This is a genomic window from Sphingobacterium siyangense, from assembly GCF_007830445.1.
Taxonomy (GTDB): Bacteria; Bacteroidota; Bacteroidia; order Sphingobacteriales; family Sphingobacteriaceae; genus Sphingobacterium; species Sphingobacterium siyangense.
Genome location: NZ_VLKR01000028.1, coordinates 23,114 through 43,757 on the forward strand (window position 1 = coordinate 23,114; position 20,644 = coordinate 43,757).

Sequence of the window (20,644 nt, forward strand, 5' to 3'; positions counted from 1 at the left end):
AGGTTAGAATTGAATATTTAATCCACCGCCATAGTATTTCAACGTCGGATAATTGCGGGCACTATTGGCCGAACCACCCATGTTAGAATCAAATTCGGAGGATTCGGGATCTATCCAGGAGTTTTTGCTCAAGGTCAGCAGGTTTTGGGCATTGATGAAAAAGCGAACACGCTGCAATCCCAATTTCGACACGACTTCTTTTGGCAACGAATAACCTACCTGTATATTTTTCAATCGCGCGTATTTCCCGTTGAAAAGATAGAGATCAGAATCTTTCCCAAAATTGTTGGTCGATGCTGTTGATCCATTTGCAGTCAGTCGTGGCCAGCGTCCATCAATATTAGTCGGTGTCCAGTAATCGAGTTGATGCTGATAAATGGTGTATGAATAATTCTGATGAAATGGTTCGATCAACTCTCCCCGGATCATCATATCGCGTTTGCCTACCCCCTGCCAGAACATACTAAAATCAAAATCTTTATAATTCAGGTTATAGGTAAGCCCAAATGTAAAGCGGGGGAAACCATTGCCTAATACAAAGCGGTCCCGTGCATCGATAATTCCATCGTTATTCCGATCGACATACTTTACATCGCCGGGACGCAGATCTGCTGCAGTAATACCGCTCGGCAAGGCCGAAGTTTCAATATCCGTTATATTTTGAAAGAATCCGGCCATCTTGTACCCATAGTAGGAATTATAAGGTAGCCCAACACGCGTCAATTTAGTAATGTTATCGACTGTTGAAATACGGTCATCACCGGGCATCGCAATAATCTTATTGTGACTATCGCCCATATTCGCATTGATCGTATGGTGGAAATCGCCAGTTGTAGCACGGTAGCTGAGGTTGATTTCCCAGCCCTCATTGTTCATTTCACCTAAATTCTGATTCTTTAGGGAGGTTCCGAATGTGGAAGGTATTTGTGGCGACATCAAGATATCAACTGTACGCTTTTTAAAATAATCGAAACTGGCCGTTAATTTATCATGAAAGAAGGTTGCGTCCAAGCCAACATTGAAATTATAGGTTTTCTCCCAGCGTAGATCCAGACTGGCATAATTAAACCCCGCAGCAGAAACAGGTTTGTTGTTAAATCCATAACTGTTCTGATAAGATTCATAGGTAAAATAATACGCATAGTCGTCTACGGCCTGATTGCCAAGAACACCATAGGTAGATCTGATTTTTAGGCTACCGACATGTTGTTTATACCAATTCATAAATACTTCGTCGGATGCCCGCCATCCAAGAGATCCCGAAGGAAAGAAGCCCCAGCGATTAGCTTTCGAAAATTTAGAGGAGCCATCGTAGCGAAAGCTAAATTCGGCAAAATACTTACTTGCAAAGTCGTATCCGGCACGGCCGAAGATCGAATTGATACTATTTTGCAGTGTTCCATTTGGTGTTACACGGGCACTCACAGGGTCAATAACTGTTCCTGTGGTAGGTGTGCCGAGGACAGGATCAGTAAATTTCATTTTCAGTTCGTTTTGTCGGCGTGTATACGATTCGTTGGAGGCCCCAAATAGACCTGATACATGATGACTGCCAAAAGTCCGGTCATAATCCAGGAGCAGCTGAAAGTTCAGTAACGAAGCTTTTTCGTTAAAATCTTCGGTATTGCGGTCTGAATTGACGTAGACCTGTGCTTGCGTGGCATCCGGATTGGAATATAATGGCACCTGGATTCTACGGATAGAACGGTGATCAGCATAGATGTCAGCTCCGAAGATACCACGCAGTTTTAAACCTTCGAACAGTTTTGCTTCGAGATTCAGGTTGATATTGAAATAGTCGTTATCATTTTTAATATAGCCGCCTTCATTCAGTTCAGCCAGAGGATTTTGATCTGTCAGTGCATTGTTGACAAGATATTTTCCATTATCAGCCTGCATGCGATAGTAGTAATAAGGCGGAAGTCTGGAAGCATTGATAATGGCACTTCCGGCCGTGTTGCTCATGTTGTTGTTGCGGGTATAGGCTAAGATTGAGGTCAATTTAAAACGTCCGATCTCTGTACTGAGGTTGCTCCGCAGATTGTACCGCTTAATGCCAAAGTCCTGTCCAACAAAGTTGCTGGGCTGATTGTAAAAGCCGCCGGAAAATAAATAGGAACTTTTATCTCCACCGCCGGCCACACTGATATTATATTTTTGCTGGAAAGAGTTTTTCATGATTTCCGGCAAGTTCCACCGCTCGATATCCTGATGGGCATACAAGTCTGCAATAGCTTCAGGTGAAAACTGTGGGTCCATTCCTGAGTTGGTCAGTGCAAGATTACGAAGGGTCGCATTTTCATACCCAGCAACAGGTGAAAATAAAATCTTAGGTTCTTGCACGCCCCACTGGGTGCCGACAGTCACCGCAGGCCGCTGATTTTGGCGTCCTCTTTTGGTGGTTACTAAAATAACGCCATTTGCGGACCTCGAACCGTATATGGCCGTAGAACCTGCGTCTTTCAATACCGACACCGTTTCAATGTCATCCGGATTGATCTTATTGAGTGTTCCGCCTTCTGTAATAATTCCGTCGATCACCACCAGCGGCGCATTACTGTTTATGGTAGATATCCCACGAATATTGATATTCATCGAATTATCATTGGGGTCCATGCTTTTCTGTTGGATGGTCAAACTGGGGGAGGCTCCTTGAAGGGCTTGCGTTACATTGCCTACAGGTCGGTTTTCGAAAGTCTTCGCACTGATCTGGTCAACGGCCCCAACAACACGCTGACGTGTCGTGGTACCATAGCCGATTACGATAACTTCTTCGAGCTGACTGTTGCTATTTTTCATGATCACATTGAGCTGCCCCGATCCATCGGTCCGCAGGGAAGACAGTTCTCCGCTCAATGCATCATAACCAACAGAGGAGAATACCAGGGTTGCTTTGGGTGAGAGATTTGTGAGGGTAAACATACCATCACTATTGGTGGTAGTACCTATAGATTCATTTCCTTTGACCCGTACAGAGACATTTGCGAGCGGTTCGCCACGTTCATTGGTCACACGTCCCTTTACAGGGACTTGATTTGGGATCATCGTAAACTCCATCGGTACGGACTTTATGGAAGCTTTTGGCTTATCATAAATGACCACAGTCTTATTATCCAACTGGTAAGACAAGGGCTGATCTTTAAAGATCTGGTCTAATACATCCGACAATTGACGATCCCTAACTTTTATGTCAACAGGCTTCGCGTTTACCATCTGTCGTTCCGTGTACAGAAAATTGTATCCCGTCTGAGATTTGAGTTCCCTAAATATTTTCTTAAGGCTCATGTTGGAGTATTCTAATGTTACCTTTTGTGCAAAGGTGGTAGCGCTAACCTGCATAAAAGTAACCAAGATAATTATGGTTGTCAATCGCATAATAAGCCATAGTTTACGGAATAGCAGATACGCTATCTCCTTTTTTCTGATATAATTTTGATACATTTGTAAGGTTTATTTGCAGTGTATTCGAGTCGTCCAAAACAGAAACATACTGCAGATTGGATAGTTAAAATTTAATTGTCCCAAACGGCAACCGAGCTCCTTCAGGATCTTGGTTGCTTTTTTATACCCCACCATCGTGGCTATTCGTTCTGTCGTTTTTTATTCATCGGTTTGTTTATTTAGGTTATTGTGTCATTAATTATTTTTAGGTTATTACGGAAATACATGTATTTTTTTTCCGTCTATTCTGAAATGAACGGCACCCGTTTTTTCGAGCAGGCTTAAGACCTTTTGAACATCATCAAAACGCGATATTCCGCCACCAAATTTCTCGGTCGTTTTTTTACCCTGATAGATGACCTCCACATTATACCAGCGTGCCACCTTGCGCATGACGCTTTCGATATCATCTCCATCGAACATAAATTCGTTGTTTGTCCAGGCAATAACCGGTGCTGTATCTATTGGGCGGGATTTTAGCACCCCATGAGCTGTAAGGCTCGACTGCTCACCCGGTGCTAATAGCAATTTTTGACTGTGGGAACTGACCTGTACACGACCTTCCAGTAGGGTGGTCTGTACCGCCGATTCGTCGGCATAACTGTTTACATTGAAATGGGTACCGAGCACTTCGACCTGCTGAGCTGCTGCCTGCACAATAAAGGGGTGTTTGGAATCCTTCGCTACTTCAAAATAAGCTTCACCGGTCAGTGTGACAGTTCTGTTTTTTTGATTTGCAAAACGAACCGGATAGCTGAGCGAAGAAGCTGCATTGAGCCATACTTGTGTACCGTCAGGTAGCTTAATCCGATAGGTTTCTCCTTTGGTTGTCGATAAGGTATTTTGCTCGATTTCGCCCTGCGACTTATCGCTGACTTCGTAAATCAATTGGCCATCCGTTGTTTTAGAGATTCTTATACCCGATTCTTCCGCAATCCGACCGTTTTGTGTTTCATGTAGATGAATCTGCTTGCCGTTGGCCAGCGTTAAGGTCGCCGATTGTTTTCCGGGTGATATCACATGTTGTGCAGCTTGCGGAGATACGTTTTTAGTTTCAATGGTAAGAAACCAGCGACCAATAAATAATAGTCCGATAACAGCAGCTGCGCTTGCGCCAATACGTTTCCAAGTCCATAGCGATTTTGTTTTTGGTTTATTGATCTGGAGATGCAATTGGTCCCAGGTATTATCCAGTACGGCCAATAAAGTTGGATCGTCCAACAGATGTTGATCGACGGGATCGTCCAAAACCTCCTGGATGAGTTCTTGAAGTAATATTTTATCCCTGCCTGATTTTACATAGGACAAAAACGCACGGGAATTTTCTTCGCTAAGTTTTCCCTGTATATATCGCCTTAACGTATATCGAAGTGTTTTCTTTTCCACAATTGGTTATCCTCTTTTCAGCTAATACACTTCAGCGGTAAACGTCATCTGCTCTACCTGCAAATTTATTTTACTTTTTTTCTGTGCAATGAAAATTAGATGCGTTAATGCTGTTGGAGAAGTATAAAAGAAATAATGAGCAATGTGGATTTATCCAGGATCCCATGCTTCTCTTTGATATATTTTGTAGCTTTTACGATGTGGTCGTTGATGGTGGATGTCGATATACTCAATAAGTCGCTTACTTCGGCGTAGGTTTTGCCCTCAATTTTACAAAGTTTGTAGATCAATTTGCGTTGTGGCGGCAGCTGGTCAATGGTCTGAGACAACCATTCTTCATATTGCTTTTCATAGAGTTCTTCTTCGACGTGACTGTATAAGGCTGTATTGTGAAGGCTAAGATATGCCTGAACTTGTTTTTCGAGGTTATTTCGCCGGATAAAATTATAGACAGTATATCTGGCGATCTGGAACAGATAAGATCGAAAAGACTGCTCGGGATCAATCAACACCCGTTTATCCCATACTTTAATAAATACTTCCTGTAATAGTTCGACTGCGTCTTCTTCGGACTTGACCATCTTACGGATGTTGAGATAAATGCGCCCGCTATACCTACTGTAGACCTGCCGAAAAGCACGCTGGCAGCCAGAACGCAGGGAGATCAAGACAGACTTCTCTTCAGTATCGTCGTATTTTTGTGCGTACATTGTCACGTTTTACCCTTTCATTACTAGCAAAGATTGCTATTTGTTTATAATATCCGGTTATTGATCTCCAATCTTAACATTTGTTTACAAGCTAATAAGCGTCACAAAAAACAATTACATGATGCAGGAATATTTCATAAGTTGGTCTTTCACGCACTGTGTCTAGTAATTTGTGGATTACTCCCTTAATCTGGTTACGAACAAATATAATAAAACTAAAACGGTTTTGCTTTTTTTAATAAAAATTTAAAACGATTAACAAATTTTGATTTTTCTCAAACATGCATAGCAGGAATTCATCCGGCACATAAAAAGGAGACTACGATTTTACCTCGTGTCTCCTTCATAGCCCAACAGTACCTGTCGAAGCTTTTCTTCAGACCTCCTTCCCACGCTTACTAGGGCAATAGGTGAGATCGGCCCCATCGCCAAAGAAGAAACAGGAGAAAGACGAAGCCCATGATCCAAACCTGCTGGGCAGAGCGCATTTGGCTGCCGCTTTTTTCATGGCTGACCTGCTTTTGTTTTTCCTGTTGCCTTTTTTCAGCCAGCTCCAGTACCTCTTTACTGACTCTTTTGGCCGACTCATGCAATAATAAACCTCCCGACCCGGCAGACAGACCACTATCGGGATAGAAACGAAAGGCGCTGTCCGTCCAAAAGTACCAAAGGCGGGAAAGCGTATCCTGATGGTCAGAATATAACCTTCGGAGCTGCTCGGTATACTGCCGGTGCGCATCCGTTTCTTGTTGTTTCTGATATTTTTTACTTTCGTAGACCTTGCAGGAGCCCAGCAAGAATAAGAGTCCCCCATAAAATATCATCTGGCATAGCCTTGTGTTCATCCTTCCTCCTTTCAGTCCAGCCAATTTGAAAACGCATAAATAGTAGTCAAGGGACGCCGCTTGCACAATACACGATTATCCACATTTCCTTCCACAGTCAGGATCCAATTACCCTCCTTTTTGCGCACAATCCCTACATGATTGATACGCTGGAGACTGGAGCTATAGATCGCAAAGAGATCTGCCTGTCGGATGCTCCCCTGCCCGATCTGTGCAGCCGTATACCGACGGGCCATCGGAAAGAGTGCCGGGCATCAGGCATTGCGCGGCAATGGGCGTCCAGCCCGACCATAACACCAGGATACGAAAGCTGCACACCAGGCGTATCCTTTTCCAAGCCCCACGTAGCGCAGATAGGCTTCTACCCGCGGACCATCATTATTGCCTGTAGCTTCCTGCACGCCAATCTCCCGCACAGCGCTATCGATAATACGTTTACGCAGGTCCGATCCTATGTAGTCATTTATCGCTACAGCGTCACCATGCTCAACTAAAGGATCGGCGCTTCGAAGCTCAATATAGCCGCTTGGTACATCCTGTTCCCTTATAGCAGCAGTGCCAGCACGGCCAAGAAAGAGAACAGCGACAGAAAGAATACCGAAAAATAGATAATGCATTGTTGCCATGATGTCAATTGATTAAAGTGAGCACTAAATTCCTGACGGAAAAAATTTAAAAGGCTGAAAGAGCAAAGAACAGGCAAAAAAAGGGCAACAAATAAGCAGATAAACAGCAACGGATAAGCAAATAAAGGACAAAGAAATACCAAAGAACAAGCAGCGAAACAACAGGGACGGCAGCAAAAGGGCAAGCCAATGTATCCGCAGTCCCAAGCGCATACGCCTGAAATCCAGCTTAAACAAAATTTTTTCAAACGAAGCCCTATAGCAGTTGTTCTTTTTTTAAAAAAGTATATATGGCACATTTAGAAGTAAAACCGAGAAACGGAGCGCCCTGGTGGCTATGGCTGCTGCTTTCGCTTATCGCGCTGGGATTGGTCCTGTATTTTATAAACCGTACTAACAGCGACGCCAGGTTAGATAAACCTATTCCCGACACAAGCATTAACACAACAGCGCCACAAACAGATACGCTTTAGAACTCCGTTGCATATACGAATTGATCACCCAAAAAATTAAAGACATGGCATTAGAAGAAAAAAAATATAATCATCTGATTGAACTCGGTGGAAGCGATTACGAAATCGTCGATGGCGAACCTGATATCCGGGGCTGGAAAGTAAAGAATGAGGCCGGCCAACTGCTCGGCAAGGTAGATGATCTGCTCTTTGATCCTGAAAGCCAGCAGGTCCGTTATATTATTATCGATCTCCATGACGCCGAATTTGTTATTGACGAAGATAAGAAAGTATTGGCCCCCATTGGACTGGCGTCGCTTTACGATGGTACGCAGATTCAGCCCAGCAATGAAGAAGCTTACCCGACTCCAGCTGTCGAACCGATCGATCATAGCGTGATCCTAACAGTAGACGAAATTCCAACGGAAGAACCTGCAACGGATTATCTGTATAATCCCGCCGATGATGGTGAAGTTGTTGTGATATCCGTCAACGAAGATCAGTTAATCCGCCTGCCTGCTTACCAACAGGATCAGCTCGATCCCGAAACAGAACTAAGTATCCGTCATGTATTTGAAGGCACCGGCGATGTGGGTTTTATCGTGAGCGAGAACAGCTATCATCCGACTGCATTCTATGATCATTATCACTTTAGCGAAGATACGTTCTATAGCGGCGGGAAAAGGACCGAAAGTCTTCCGACAGATCAAACACAGCGCACCCGTAGAGTAGCTGCAAGACATGAGCAAACCACAGGACATGAGCCGGGTACACTCGATAACAACGAACGTTAGTATAATCAGGTACAATTGCCATAAGCGGCTTAGATAATATGCCTTATCTAAGCCGCTTTTTCGTATACAACTGCGCTTATAACAAATATAGGCGCACCTCAAAGGCCGTATTTCTTGAATTTACATCGTGTAAATACCCAAACCACCAGTATTTTATAACCTATCGCACAAAATAACTACCCAAATCCCTCCAACTCGATATAAACTGCATTAAAATTGCAGGATTTGTAGCAAATCAATACAAATCGGTTATGAAAGCAACATATAAAAACACCCACGAAAAGAATAAGCAAACCATCAGGAGGTATTATGAGAAATATAGCTGGTATAAACTTGACCGCGAGGAGCTCACACAGGAATTACTTATCCGTGGCGGCTTTCTAGCGATTCTAACTTGGTTGCTCTGGTGATCTAAACATACACCGGTGCATATTTCCATTCATAATATTCAAACCATTTGCAGTTCTGTGTTGTCCTATCTGTAAACTTAAATCAACAACACATTGAACAGATTTGCCCGGATTGCTTTAAAAACAATATTGTGGATTATTGGAGGAATAATTACGCTTTTTATTCTTATCGTTTTCCTGCTTCGCCTACCTTCCATACAGAATTATATCGCTGGTAAAGTGACACATTATGTCGAAGGAAAGATCGGCACCCCCGTCAAAATTGGTTACATCAATATCGATTTTCCTAAAAAATTGGTTTTGGAAGATATCTATCTCGAAGATCAAAGTAAGGATACCTTAGTTGCTGGTAAAAGCATTGCGGTCGATATCAATATGCTGAAACTATTAAAGAATACTGTTGAAATCCAAAGCCTGGAAGCCGATGGTATTACCACCAAAATACGTCGTTCTTTGCCCGACAGTGCCTTTAACTTTGATTATATTGTTAAGGCCTTTGCCTCTGAAAAGGAAAGCGAACCAACTGCCGACACAACTTCAGCCCTTCTTTTTAACCTCGATAAGGTTAAGTTTTCAAAAATACATGTGGTCTATGCCGATGAGGTTATCGGTACAAGTGCCGATGTGTATCTGGGCAGCATAAATACCAATATTAAAAAATTTGACTTGACCAAGAACATGGCCTTTGACTTACCAAAAATTAAAGTCGACGGGTTAAATGCAACGGTAAAACAATGGAAACCAGCAACTGATGGATCTGGCCCTTCGGTTGAAGATTTTGGTATCACCGATAAAACTGCACAGAGCACATCCCTCCTTCCTGATGTAGGCATCCAGGTAGCCGAGCTCAGTAATTTGCTGGTTCGTTATGAAGATGAATCGAGTGCACTTAAATCTCAATTTATCCTGAAAAACTTCTATGCTGCTATCAATAAGATCGATCTCAACAAAGAGTTTGTCGACATCCAAAAGCTCGATCTCGACGGTTCGGATAATAATGTCCTGCTGGGAAAAATCCAAAAAGCTTCGGTCTCAGCAGCAAAAACCAGCGAAGTTGAAGCAGACAGCAGCAGCGCCGCAAAGATGAACTGGGTCGTTTCGGCAAAAGACATCAACATCAATAATACCAGTATCCGTTTTAAGGATGACAACCAGCCCCGCATTAAAGGATTTGACTATTTTAACATCCATATGCCGGGATTCAAAACCCAGCTGACAGATTTATATTATAGCGCCGATTCCATCAGCGGATCACTGAAAGAGCTTGTTGCTGCTGACCACTCTGGATTTGCGATCAAGCAACTGAAAGCCGATTTTAACTATACTAGTACCGGTGCCGAAATTAAAAATCTATATGCCGAAACTCCCCGTACCTTGATACGCGATTACGTTAAGCTAAGTTATCCTTCTCTGGATATCATCGGCAAAAAGCCAGAACTGATCACGGTCAATGCCAACATCACAAAGAGCTATATTGATATGCGCGATATCCTATTTCTCGCGCCCTTCCTGGACACCATGCAGGTAATGAAGCCGCTGTTGGACAAGAAATTTCATATTGACACCCGCGTAACTGGCCGTGTCGATGATCTGCATATACCGAATATCGATTTCCGCACACTTTCCAATACGCGGCTGATTGCCAGTTTACATTTAAAAGGATTACCCGATATGAATAAATTGTCGGTAGACCTCAACCTTAAAAAATTAACCACCGGCCGTTCGGATATCGAAAAGCTGGTTTCCAGGTCTATGCTGCCTCAAAATATTGAGCTGCCCAATGCCATCGGACTGAGCGGTACTTTTAAAGGTGGAATGGCATCTTTTAATACAAAACTGGCTTTGGTTACCGAAAAAGGGACCGCTAAATTAGATGGAAGGGTTGCTATGGCCAAGCGCGATACCAGCTATGAGGCATCGGTGAGTGTGCGTGACCTGGACATCGGCAAAATCATGAAGATGGACAGTACCTTGGGGGTTCTTTCTTTTGAAGGAAAAATCAAAGGCAGAGGCACAAATCCTAAAAAACTGATTGCTAGTTTTGATGGCAAAGTGAACCGCATGGATGCCATGGGCTACCGCTATCTTGATATCGATATGGATCTCTCGGCAGACAAAGGCGCCATTAAAGCATCCGTCAACAGTCCCGACCCGAATATCAAGCTGAAATTGGATGCCACTGCGCAGATGGATGCGACCTATCCCAAAATAGCCTTTGAAATGAACGTCGACAGCATCAACCTACAAAAGTTAAACCTGGTGCAAGATGCTATCAGCTACCGCGGTAAGCTCAGCGGTAATTTCAGCACTGCTGATCCAAACTTCCTCAACGGTGAAGCGCATATTACCAATTCGTTGATCCGATATAACACTGATCGTTATGCACTGGATACTGTCTCCCTCTTGGCCAAGGCCGATACAAGCAGTAATCAGTTGGTATTGCGGTCCGATTTTTTAAATGCCCACCTGGTCGGCAAGTACAAAATGCTGGAACTGCAGAGTGCCGTCCAAGATCTCCTGCAAGTGTATTATAAACCCGAAAAGCCGGTTAAGATTCCGCCCTACTCGCCGCAGGTCATCGAATTTTCAGCACAACTTACCCGCAATAAACTCATTCAGGACTTTCTTCCTGAGCTGACGGAAATGAAAGCCATTACTCTGGATGGTCTCTTTAACAGTACATCGAAAAACCTATCGGCCAAATTAGGTGCACCCCGCGTGGTCTATGGTGGTACCGAGATCAACAATGTTACCCTAGATATCAACAGTCTGGACAGTGCCCTTTACTATTCGGCCTTAATCAACAAAGTTAAAATGAGCAGCATTGAGCTGACCAATACGGTTTTCAGTGGTAAGGTCGCGCAAAATACGGTTAATCTGGGGTTGTGGATCAAGGATAAGCATGATAAAGAACAATATCATCTGGGAGCCGATATGCAGGCCAAAGATGGTGTATTTGTATTCAGCTTACTACAGGACGGCTTAATGCTCAACTACGATAAGTGGGATGTGGCGCCCAACAACACCTTAAAATTTGGTAGCGCCGGCCTATTGGCTAATAATTTTGTCCTCAGCAACAAGGGACAGGAACTGCGCATCGCTTCTCAGGACAGCATCCTGAACTCACCAATTGATGTGGCGTTTAAAAACTTCCGCATCGAGACCCTGAGCAAGATGGTTATGAGTGATAGTCTGGATCTGGGCGGCGGCATAAACGGACAAACGACGCTATCTAGACTGGAAAGCAGTCCGGTTTTTATTGCAGATATGACCGTAGATAAGTTTTACTTCGGAAAAGATACCGTGGGCAACGTCAATATCAAAGTCAATAATGAACGCGAAAACACCTACAATGCCCATGTGAGTATTACCGAAAATGGTAACAACCTCGTCCTGAGCGGTGATTTTATCAATCCGCCGCAAGGCGACGCAACGCTCGACTTCACACTGGATATCGCGCCACTTACGATGAAGACCGTACAGGCATTCAGCATGGGAAATCTCAAAGATTCAAAGGGCAAACTCGAAGGGCAGTTAAAAATAGCAGGATCGCCTTCAAAACCACAGATTAGGGGTGACCTTAATTTCAGGGAAGCCGAGTTCAATGTGGCCATGCTCAATGCCCTATTCAAAGCAAAGGATGAACAGATCCGTTTTGATCAAAATGGAATATCGTTCCCCAAATTTGAACTCGAAGACAGCAAAGGCAATATTGCCCAGGTCAGCGGTTCTGTCAATACCCAAACCTATACCGATTTTGACTTTGACCTCAACATCGTCATGGACAATTTTGAAGTGCTGAATTCCACGCAGGCAGACAATGATCTATTTTATGGAAAAATGTTTCTTGGCACCGATCTGCAGATCGGCGGAAATCTAGACAAACCGGTTGTGGACGGAACCATCAAGGTTCTCGACAGCACCGATTTTACCATGGTGATGCCAAACAATGATCCTGGCATGGCCGATCGGAAGGGCGTGGTCGAATTTGTGGATAAACGGGATACGGCTACCGCAAATATGCTTGCCAGATTAGATTCTATGACTGTAACAAAGCTTAAAGGAATAGACGTCGATCTGAATCTGCAAACTGATAAGGACGCCAAGTTTAAGATTCTCCTTGACGCCGGTTCGCAGGATGCCCTGAACATTCAGGGCGAGGCTGAATTGAATGCAGGCATGGATGCCAGCGGCAAAATAACGATGTCGGGAACATTTACCGTGGAGCAAGGAAGCTATTCTTTCAGTTTTGGACCTGTGAAAAAAGACTTTACCTTTCAGAAAGGAAGTACGATTACCTGGAATGGAGATCCATTGGATGCACAGCTCAATATTACCGCAGTGTACACCTTGAAAGCACCAACCCTGGAACTGGTTGCGCCACAGCTTGGTACGCAGAACGCAAACTTGTATAAGCAAAAGATACCTTTCGACGTGCTGCTGAAAATCACAGACCAACTGTTTCAGCCACAGCTCAATTTTGATATCGACCTGAATGCTAATAATGCCATCGTATCACAGGACGTTATCAGTAAGGTAGACAATGCACTGACCACCTTACGTGATAATCCTTCCGACCTGAACAAACAAGTCTTTTCACTGATTGTGTTGGGACGGTTTATGTCGGCCAATCCATTTGAAAGCCTTTCCGGAGGTGGCGGCACAGAAGCTCTTGTGCGAAATAGTGTCAGTTCGTTTTTAAGCTCACAGCTGAACAGGCTGGCCTCAGATTTAATTACAGGCGTTGAGCTTGATTTCAACCTGACATCAGAAGATGACTACAGCACCGGAACGGCCCAGACGCGTACCGACCTGAATATCGGCGTCTCCAAAATGCTGCTCAACGACCGCCTGAAGGTCAATATCGGATCTAACTTTGAAGTAGAAGGAAATTCACGTCCCGGTGAAGCTGCCAATAATATCGCCGGCGACATACAGCTGGATTATCAGCTTTCGCAGGACGGGCGCTACTTTGCACGCTTCTACCGCAAAAACCAATATCAGGTTACTTTGCAGGGGCAATTTGTCGAAACCGGAATCGGTTTTATCATCACGATGGATTACAACCGATTTAAGGAAATCTTTATGCGTTCCAAAAAGCTCAAAGAATATTACAATACCAGCAGCAAGAAATTCAGGAAACGTTTTGATGTGGATCGTATGGAGCAGGATTCGGCCTATCGGGACAGTGTCCGCACGGTGATCCGTGATAGCCTGATGCTCCATAGCCCCGAATATAGAAAACAGCTAGAAAATCAGCAAAAAGAACAGCAGCGCCGCCAGCAGATAGACAGCACTGCAAACAATGGGCAAAAAAATAGTATGCCTACAAATTCAGATACCATCAGAACCACAGCAATTAAAAATGAAGACGAGGAAAGGGCTTACCATGGAAATTAAACTACACTGGCTGATTGGCCTATTTACGATAAGCAGCATCATTGCTGCCTGTTCGTCGACCAAAAACCTGCCTGAAGGAGACAGCCTTTATGTAAAGGGAAACGTTAAGATCGCTTCCGATACTATTCCAAAGAAAGACAAGGAAAAGCTGGCTACCTACCTGGCCGAATCGCTACGTCCGAAGCCCAACAAGCGCGTTTTGGGGATGCCCTACAAGCTGTATTTTAACAATATGGCCGGCGACACCGCCAACAGCAATTTTCTGAAACGTTTTCTTAAAAAAATAGGTGAAGAACCCGTACTGCTGAGTGAGGTGAACAGGGAGTACAATGAGAATCTGCTGCGCAACCGGCTTGAGAATATCGGTTTTTTCAATGCGGAAGTTACTTCGGATACAATCGTTGAAAATAAAAAAGCTACGGTAGACTATACCGCCAAGCCCAATCTGATCTACCGGATCAGATCCGTCACTTTTGATGTCGACAGCAGCACGCAGCTGGGACGCGATATCCGCGCAACTTCTGACCGCAGCCTATTGCAGGTGGGCAAAAACTATAGTCTTGATGTCGTGCTCAATGAACGCGACCGCATCGACAACGTCCTTAAAAATAAGGGTTATTATTATTTCAGCCCAGACTATATCCTGGTGCAGGTCGACAGCACCATCGGGGATCATAAAGTCAACCTCTATGTGACCGTAAAAAAGGAAACGCCCGAACAGGCAAGAACTGCATCCAAAATCAATAAGATCTATATTTTCCCAAACTATACCGAAACCGGAGCTGGCTACCAGCAGTCACCGCGGCATGCCGAACTATTTGACAGCAGTTATTATTTTATTGACCCAAATCATACCTTCCGTAAACCAGTAATTGCCAATCATATCTTTTTCAAGGAGGGCGATCTGTATAACCGCGACGCCCACAATAGGACTATCAGCCACTTGGTGAATCTCAACAGCTGGAAATTTGTCAAAAATAACTTTGTAGACAGCAAGGAGGTACCCAATGCGCTCGATGTATACTATTACCTCACTCCCCTGCCGAAGAAATCTATCCGTGTAGAACTGCTGGGAAAAATGGCTTCCGTCTACAACGGTACGGAAGTGAATGTTAACTGGACCTTACGTAACGCTTTTAAAGGAGCCGAGAAGCTCAATATCAACGTATTTGGGGGTTACGAATTGCAGACGGGTGGCAATGCCGATCTGAACTCCAGCTATTTCCGTTACGGTACCGAGGCCACCCTAACCTTCCCGAGGATACTGACACCATTTGGCACCATTAATCCTTCCCGTCAATATATTCCGAATACCTATATCAAGGCAAGGTACGAATTTCTGAACCGGCGCAAAGCCTATACGCTCAATTCGATGGCACTGAGCTACGGTTATACCTGGCAAGAGAACGAAGAGAAACAGCATGATCTGGCGCTGATGGAAATCACCTATGTACAGCCGAGAGGTATTTCGGAAAGCTACAAGATGCAGATGGATACCATTCCGGCGCTGCGGCATGTAATCGATCCCCAATTCACAATTGGGCCCAATTATAATTTCACCTTTCAGAACACCATGAAGAGGCACCTGCAGAATACCTTTTATTTTAAGGGCAATCTGGACCTGTCGGGCAATATTCTGGGATTGATCAAAGGGGCGGATTTTAACAAGGGAAAAACGTTTAAACTCTTTGACGCCTACTTCTCGCAGTATATCAAAGCCAGTGTGGATGGCAGGCATTATTTCAAGCTCAGCGAAAATTCACAGATCGCATCACGGGTGAGTATAGGGATGAGCTACTCCTATGGCAATTCGCGTTCCCTACCCTATCTTAAGCAATATTATGTGGGCGGACCAAATAGTATCCGTGCGTTTGGCGCACGTGCGATCGGACCCGGCACAGTAGCTCCGGAAAGGTTGGGCAATGGACTTTTCTATGCCGATCAGACAGGCGATATCAAGTTGGAGCTGAATACCGAATACCGGGCAAAAATTGCTGGTCCTGTCCATTGGGCCGCCTTTATCGATGCTGGAAATGTATGGCTGCAGCGGGATGATGAGACCAAGCCAGGCGGTAAATTCAGCAAGGATTTCCTGCAGGAACTAGCCGTCGGCGGCGGCTTGGGATTACGGTTTGATTTTACCTTTCTGATCCTGCGTACCGACTTTTCCATCCCGTTCCGTATCCCCTATTTACCGAAGGGCGAGCGTTGGGTATTGAAAGATATCGACTTTGGAAGTTCAAGATGGCGAAAAGATAATCTGATGTTTAATCTTGCGATCGGTTATCCATTTTGATCTAGTCATGTCAACGTAATGATCACATAAAACCGAAGTCCTTATGATCAATGAAAACTTTCTGGGTATTATTGCGGGTATCCTCACATCTATTTCTATGCTGCCGCAGCTCATCAAAGTGCTAAAGGAAAAGAATGTGGATGACCTTTCTCCGGTTATGCTACTAACATTAATCATAGGACTTTCCCTATGGGTATGGTACGGCATAATGAAAAGCGAAGTACCGATTATCTATTCAAATAGCTTTGCTGTTCTCGTGAACCTTTGCCTGCTGATCAGTTATTTGATTTATAGAAAAAAGACCTAAAAAAAGGCGGATAACATTGCTGCTATCCGCCTTTAACACGAAAACACTATTCTACAAACCGTTCAACCAACTATTCACCTCATCTTGTGTTTTACCTGTTTTCTTTTGAAGCTTACCTACTAACTCATCTTCCTTGCCTTCTGCATATAGTAAATCATCATCTGTAAGATCCGCATATTGCTGTTTTACTTTACCTTTAATTTCGTTCCAACGACCTTTCCATGTTAATTCGCTCATAATAATTTTCCTTTCGTTTTTTATTAATAGAACAGCCTGCAGCTGGAATCGTTTAAAAAAAATGTTATCAAATGTTAAAAAATATTTACGGTGATTTTACTCCGTTTTATCAATGGTCGTTTCTTCTTCATCGAGCGGCGCCGGCGGGATTTTATCGACATTGCGTTCGATTTCCTGTGTCTCTACATGGACCGCAAATTCAGAAGGTTCGATCGGAATAGCCATTTCTGTCGCGTACTCCCGCGTGAAAATAGCTCCAAAATAAAGAATTGCCGCGGTGTAATACACCCAGAGCAAAATAAGCACAAAAGAACCTGCTGCTCCATAAGTATCCTGCGTTGCCGAACGTTCTAAATAGATTCCGATCAAGTAACGGCCAATCACAAAAAGAATGGCTGTAAATAGAGCTCCGGCGCGAACAGTCTTCCATTGAATGTTGACATCGGGTAAAGTCTTAAAGATCACGCTAAAGAGGATCACAATGACCACAAAGGAACTGACAAAATTGATGAGATTCATGAGCACCACAGTGATATCGGGAAAGTAGCGCTGCAGCTGACCTGTCAAGGCCAGGATCACACCATTTATAATTAACGTAACCACCAATAAAAAACCCAGACCAATAACGAGCGACGACGACAGCAACCGGTCCTGGATTAACTTCAGCCAGCCCTTTTTTGGTTTTGGGCGCACATGCCAGATCTTGTTGATGGAGTTTTGCATATCGCCAAAAACCGTGGTTGCCCCAAGGATCAAGGTCACCAAACTGATCACCAATGCCATATTGGATTTGCCGGATAACTGAAGGTTTTGAATGACCTCTTCAATCTGTTTGGCGGCACTATTGCCTACCAAGCCGTTAAGCTCGGTAAAAACCTTACCCTGAATAGCATCGGCCCCATAAAATATGCCGGCCAGTGCGATCATTAAAACTAGTATGGGGCCGATCGAAAAAACGGTATAATACGACAGTGAAGCACTATATTTCATGGAGTCTTCATTTATAAATCCCGATACGGTATTTTTAAGTATCGTCCAATACGTTTGCAGCTTGTTTGTATTTTTCTTTTTTACATCCATTTCGTTCTTGTTTTTTAAGGAATTATTTTTTTAAAAATTGTTATCGTTTTAAAAAAAGAAACTCCTTAAAGAGCCATAAAGTTTGTTTTTAAAAAAAATTAGGCCTTTACGATGCGCTATAACCATAGGCTCCAAATGCTTCTTTAGCCCAATTAATCAAATCTAAACATCCTAGAAATCAAGCTGTAAGATAAAGATTATTATCATAAAAGAAATAAAGCTAAACTATTGATTAATCTAAGTTGTTCCTCCTAAAAACAACTATTTAGAGCATATGAAAAGTAATCAGAATGACCCCAATATTTTAAATGACCTTATTAAAATCAATAATGACCGCATCGAAGGATACGAGCTGGCTATTGATCTGGCCAACGAGCAGGGCGAAGGTGCCCGGGAAGCTGTGTTCAGAAAGATGATCGGGCAGTCTGAAAAGTTTATTGCCGAACTCAGTCCACTGGTTGAGCTTGCTGGCCAATACGCGACTGACCGGACCAAATTAAGCGGTGAGCTTTTTCGGCTGTGGATGGTGATCAAATCAAAATTATCGGGCGGTAATATGCAAGATTTACTGGAGCATTGTGAACGGGGCGAGACGGCTTTCCGTGAGGTTTACAACAAGGCGCTGGCAGAGGAAAATAAGCTCTCCATAGGAGCCAAAAACCTGATCCAGATTCAGCTGAGCCAGCAGCGGGAAGCCCACGAAAATATTAAAATCCTGCGCGACATCTAATCGATATCCGTTATAACTTAACGTTAGGTACAACGTTAAATAGGTCTCTGACTTACATGCAGAGACCTATACTGAAGTTCCTTGGGAATAAGACCGGTGACAAAATCCATATTGCAAATAATGACAAATTTATCTAAGTTTGTCGTCACCTATTACGACTGACGTGAATCTTAAAAATGAGATCGAATCTAAATATATCCTTCAGCGCCTACAGCAGGGTGACAGGCAGGTGTTCGACCTTATTTTTAAATCCTATTGGGATCCCCTACTTATCTACCTGTCCAAACTGGTGAAAGACCAGACCGATGCAGAAGATCTCTTACAGAATATTTTCGTCAATCTCTGGAACAAAACTCAATCGTCCGAAATACAGGATATCCACGGCTGGTTATATGGGGCTGCCCGCAAGAGCGCTCTTTTCTATCACCGGACACAAGGCAACCAAAAAAAGCTGATTGCGTCTATTTTGGAATATATCGACGTAACCGGATTTTCTTTGAGCGAACAGCAGCAAGGTAAAGAGCTCCAGCAGATTATTGATCGTGAAATTGAACGGCTCCCAGCAAAAATGAAAGAGGTATTTCTATTGAGCCGACAGGAACAACTTAGTTATAAGGAAATTGCAGAACGTCTGGACATCTCTGACCAAACGGTCAAAAAACAGATCAGCAACGCACTGAACATTCTGAGAAACAACCTCAAGAAACAGGGGCTCTATTCGCTACTGCTCCTCCTTCTCATCGACTTAAAATAAATTTCATTATTTTTTAATGTTTATCTACCACCAAATACGGTTTGATGCAACTATACTATAAACACTGGCGCTCATGGAACCGAACAACATTGCAGAAATCTTATTGAAGTACGAACTCGGTATCAGTTCAGCGGAGGAAAACCAGCTGATAGAATCGTGGTACGAAGCGCAGCAAGCTGTAGAATGGGAACTGGATAGCGCCACAAAGGAAGATCGTAAAAATGCCATACTCCTTCAAATCCAACAGCAGCTTGATGCAAAGCCTTCCTCGCGTAATCCATGGTACCGAAGAGCCGCTTGGATCAGCGCTGCAGCTGCCGTCCTGCTGATTGCTTTTGCTTTACTTTTTATCCCGCGTGGACAATCGCATCACGATACCCTAGCCGCGATAGATCAATTCAAACCCGGACAAGAAAAGGCCATCCTGAAATTGGAAGACGGGTCAAGCATCGCACTCAAGGGAGGCAAATCGGGTGTTAAGATCGTCAACGGAACAGCCGTCTATTTAGATGGATCGCCTATCAGCGCTATGGAATTGCAATCGCGCAAATTAACCGTTGAAGTTCCCAAAGGGGGGCAATATCAGGTCAACCTGCCCGATGGCAGTAAAGTATGGCTGAATGCTGCTTCGACAATCAGCTATCCAATGCAATTTGCTGACGACAAACGGGAAGTCTTGTTAACAGGAGAAGCTTATTTTGAAGTAAGCAAAAACCCACATAAACCCTTTATCGTGAAATCCAGAAACCAGGAAGTGAAGGTATTGGGCACCATATTCAACATCAACAGTTATGACAACCGCGAGTTTGTGGAAACTACGCTGCTTGAAGGTTCGGTCGATGTAAATCAACGCCTGCTTGTACCTGGACAGCGATCGCTCATCTCCAAGACATCGATCCAGATTCTACCGGCCAATATCGAAGCAGCGACGGCCTGGAAGAAAGGATATTTCCTATTTGACAACGAACGGCTCGATGCGATTTTGGCTACACTTTCAAGATGGTACAATGTAGACTTTGAATACGACGACTCAGCTACCAAACAGCTTGTCTTTTGGGGATCTATCGACAAAAATCAATCATTGACCAAAACGCTTACCTTTTTGGAAAGCACCGGTCAATTAAACTTTAACTATCGTGACGGCAAAATAGTTGTCCAAAAAAATAAATAACGAAG

At 43.8% G+C, this 20,644-nt stretch carries 17 protein-coding genes; 9 read left to right on the forward strand and 8 right to left on the reverse strand.

From position 1 onward, the window contains the following. Window positions 1–3 precede the first annotated feature (3 nt). The 6 genes from IQ31_RS20695 to IQ31_RS20720 form a co-directional block, all read right to left on the reverse strand. Window positions 4–3,441, reverse strand: a complete 3,438-nt coding sequence (locus IQ31_RS20695) for a TonB-dependent receptor (RefSeq protein ID WP_244294547.1) — start codon at window positions 3,439–3,441, stop codon at window positions 4–6. Window positions 3,442–3,654: 213 nt separating this feature from the next. Continuing rightward, window positions 3,655–4,827: a FecR family protein gene (locus IQ31_RS20700; protein ID WP_145329778.1), complete on the reverse strand. Its 1,173-nt coding sequence runs from the start codon at window positions 4,825–4,827 to the stop codon at window positions 3,655–3,657. A gap of 104 nt (window positions 4,828–4,931) precedes the next feature. After that, the gene (locus IQ31_RS20705; protein ID WP_145329780.1) at window positions 4,932–5,537 is read right to left on the reverse strand and encodes an RNA polymerase sigma factor; all 606 of its coding nucleotides are present in this window, start codon (window positions 5,535–5,537) and stop codon (window positions 4,932–4,934) included. Window positions 5,538–5,935: 398 nt separating this feature from the next. Beyond that, on the reverse strand, window positions 5,936–6,382 hold the full coding sequence (locus IQ31_RS20710; protein ID WP_145329782.1) for a hypothetical protein: 447 nt from the start codon (window positions 6,380–6,382) through the stop codon (window positions 5,936–5,938). Between the two features lie 11 nt (window positions 6,383–6,393). After that, the gene (locus tag IQ31_RS20715) at window positions 6,394–6,618 is read right to left on the reverse strand and encodes a hypothetical protein (protein ID WP_145329784.1); all 225 of its coding nucleotides are present in this window, start codon (window positions 6,616–6,618) and stop codon (window positions 6,394–6,396) included. Between the two features lie 18 nt (window positions 6,619–6,636). After that, window positions 6,637–7,008: a C40 family peptidase gene (locus tag IQ31_RS20720; protein ID WP_145329786.1), complete on the reverse strand. Its 372-nt coding sequence runs from the start codon at window positions 7,006–7,008 to the stop codon at window positions 6,637–6,639. 290 nt (window positions 7,009–7,298) lie between these two features. On the opposite strand from IQ31_RS20720, the gene IQ31_RS20725 reads away from it, so the two are divergent. The 6 genes from IQ31_RS20725 (at window position 7,299) to IQ31_RS20745 (ending at window position 16,667) form a co-directional block, all read left to right on the forward strand. Then, a complete protein-coding gene (locus IQ31_RS20725; protein ID WP_145329788.1) occupies window positions 7,299–7,481 on the forward strand; it encodes a hypothetical protein in 183 nt (60 codons plus the stop codon). A gap of 44 nt (window positions 7,482–7,525) precedes the next feature. Continuing rightward, complete coding sequence (locus tag IQ31_RS20730) at window positions 7,526–8,254, forward strand: PRC-barrel domain-containing protein (RefSeq protein WP_145329790.1); 729 nt, start codon at window positions 7,526–7,528, stop codon at window positions 8,252–8,254. A 251-nt stretch (window positions 8,255–8,505) separates the two neighbouring features. After that, window positions 8,506–8,664 carry a hypothetical protein gene (locus IQ31_RS27390; RefSeq protein ID WP_158638938.1) on the forward strand — a complete coding sequence of 53 codons (159 nt, stop codon included), beginning with the start codon at window positions 8,506–8,508 and terminating at the stop codon, window positions 8,662–8,664. Between the two features lie 93 nt (window positions 8,665–8,757). Next, on the forward strand, window positions 8,758–14,064 hold the full coding sequence (locus IQ31_RS20735) for a translocation/assembly module TamB domain-containing protein (RefSeq protein WP_145329793.1): 5,307 nt from the start codon (window positions 8,758–8,760) through the stop codon (window positions 14,062–14,064). Beyond that, entirely contained in the window at window positions 14,030–16,360 is a 2,331-nt protein-coding gene (tamL, locus tag IQ31_RS20740) for a translocation and assembly module lipoprotein TamL (RefSeq protein WP_145329795.1), read from the forward strand. Before IQ31_RS20735 ends, tamL begins: the two co-directional genes overlap by 35 nt. Window positions 16,361–16,403: 43 nt before the next feature. After that, the gene (locus IQ31_RS20745; protein WP_070568180.1) at window positions 16,404–16,667 is read left to right on the forward strand and encodes a SemiSWEET transporter; all 264 of its coding nucleotides are present in this window, start codon (window positions 16,404–16,406) and stop codon (window positions 16,665–16,667) included. Window positions 16,668–16,718: 51 nt separating this feature from the next. Here the strand turns inward: IQ31_RS20745 and IQ31_RS20750 are convergent, their stop codons facing one another. Both IQ31_RS20750 and IQ31_RS20755 read right to left on the reverse strand, forming a co-directional pair. Further along, on the reverse strand, window positions 16,719–16,904 hold the full coding sequence (locus IQ31_RS20750; protein WP_046675215.1) for a CsbD family protein: 186 nt from the start codon (window positions 16,902–16,904) through the stop codon (window positions 16,719–16,721). Window positions 16,905–17,000: 96 nt separating this feature from the next. After that, complete coding sequence (locus IQ31_RS20755) at window positions 17,001–17,984, reverse strand: YihY/virulence factor BrkB family protein (protein WP_070568183.1); 984 nt, start codon at window positions 17,982–17,984, stop codon at window positions 17,001–17,003. Window positions 17,985–18,258: 274 nt separating this feature from the next. On the opposite strand from IQ31_RS20755, the gene IQ31_RS20760 reads away from it, so the two are divergent. From IQ31_RS20760 to IQ31_RS20770, 3 genes are all read left to right on the forward strand, one after another. Further along, complete coding sequence (locus IQ31_RS20760; RefSeq protein ID WP_070568185.1) at window positions 18,259–18,714, forward strand: PA2169 family four-helix-bundle protein; 456 nt, start codon at window positions 18,259–18,261, stop codon at window positions 18,712–18,714. Window positions 18,715–18,877: 163 nt separating this feature from the next. Next, complete coding sequence (locus tag IQ31_RS20765; RefSeq protein ID WP_158638939.1) at window positions 18,878–19,468, forward strand: RNA polymerase sigma factor; 591 nt, start codon at window positions 18,878–18,880, stop codon at window positions 19,466–19,468. Window positions 19,469–19,541: 73 nt separating this feature from the next. Then, complete coding sequence (locus IQ31_RS20770; RefSeq protein ID WP_145329799.1) at window positions 19,542–20,639, forward strand: FecR family protein; 1,098 nt, start codon at window positions 19,542–19,544, stop codon at window positions 20,637–20,639. Window positions 20,640–20,644: the final 5 nt, after the last annotated feature.

Coding starts and splice junctions, on each gene's coding strand:
- IQ31_RS20715 (WP_145329784.1), bottom strand. CDS start 6,618: ATGGCCCGTCGGTATACGGCTGCACAGATCGGGCAGGGGAGCATCCGA.
- IQ31_RS20705 (WP_145329780.1), bottom strand. CDS start 5,537: ATGTACGCACAAAAATACGACGATACTGAAGAGAAGTCTGTCTTGATC.
- IQ31_RS20710 (WP_145329782.1), bottom strand. CDS start 6,382: ATGAACACAAGGCTATGCCAGATGATATTTTATGGGGGACTCTTATTC.
- IQ31_RS20760 (WP_070568185.1), top strand. CDS start 18,259: ATGAAAAGTAATCAGAATGACCCCAATATTTTAAATGACCTTATTAAA.
- IQ31_RS20695 (WP_244294547.1), bottom strand. CDS start 3,441: ATGTATCAAAATTATATCAGAAAAAAGGAGATAGCGTATCTGCTATTC.
- tamL (WP_145329795.1), top strand. CDS start 14,030: ATGAAGACGAGGAAAGGGCTTACCATGGAAATTAAACTACACTGGCTG.
- IQ31_RS20750 (WP_046675215.1), bottom strand. CDS start 16,904: ATGAGCGAATTAACATGGAAAGGTCGTTGGAACGAAATTAAAGGTAAA.
- IQ31_RS27390 (WP_158638938.1), top strand. CDS start 8,506: ATGAAAGCAACATATAAAAACACCCACGAAAAGAATAAGCAAACCATC.
- IQ31_RS20725 (WP_145329788.1), top strand. CDS start 7,299: ATGGCACATTTAGAAGTAAAACCGAGAAACGGAGCGCCCTGGTGGCTA.
- IQ31_RS20755 (WP_070568183.1), bottom strand. CDS start 17,984: ATGGATGTAAAAAAGAAAAATACAAACAAGCTGCAAACGTATTGGACG.
- IQ31_RS20745 (WP_070568180.1), top strand. CDS start 16,404: ATGATCAATGAAAACTTTCTGGGTATTATTGCGGGTATCCTCACATCT.
- IQ31_RS20720 (WP_145329786.1), bottom strand. CDS start 7,008: ATGGCAACAATGCATTATCTATTTTTCGGTATTCTTTCTGTCGCTGTT.
- IQ31_RS20730 (WP_145329790.1), top strand. CDS start 7,526: ATGGCATTAGAAGAAAAAAAATATAATCATCTGATTGAACTCGGTGGA.
- IQ31_RS20770 (WP_145329799.1), top strand. CDS start 19,542: ATGGAACCGAACAACATTGCAGAAATCTTATTGAAGTACGAACTCGGT.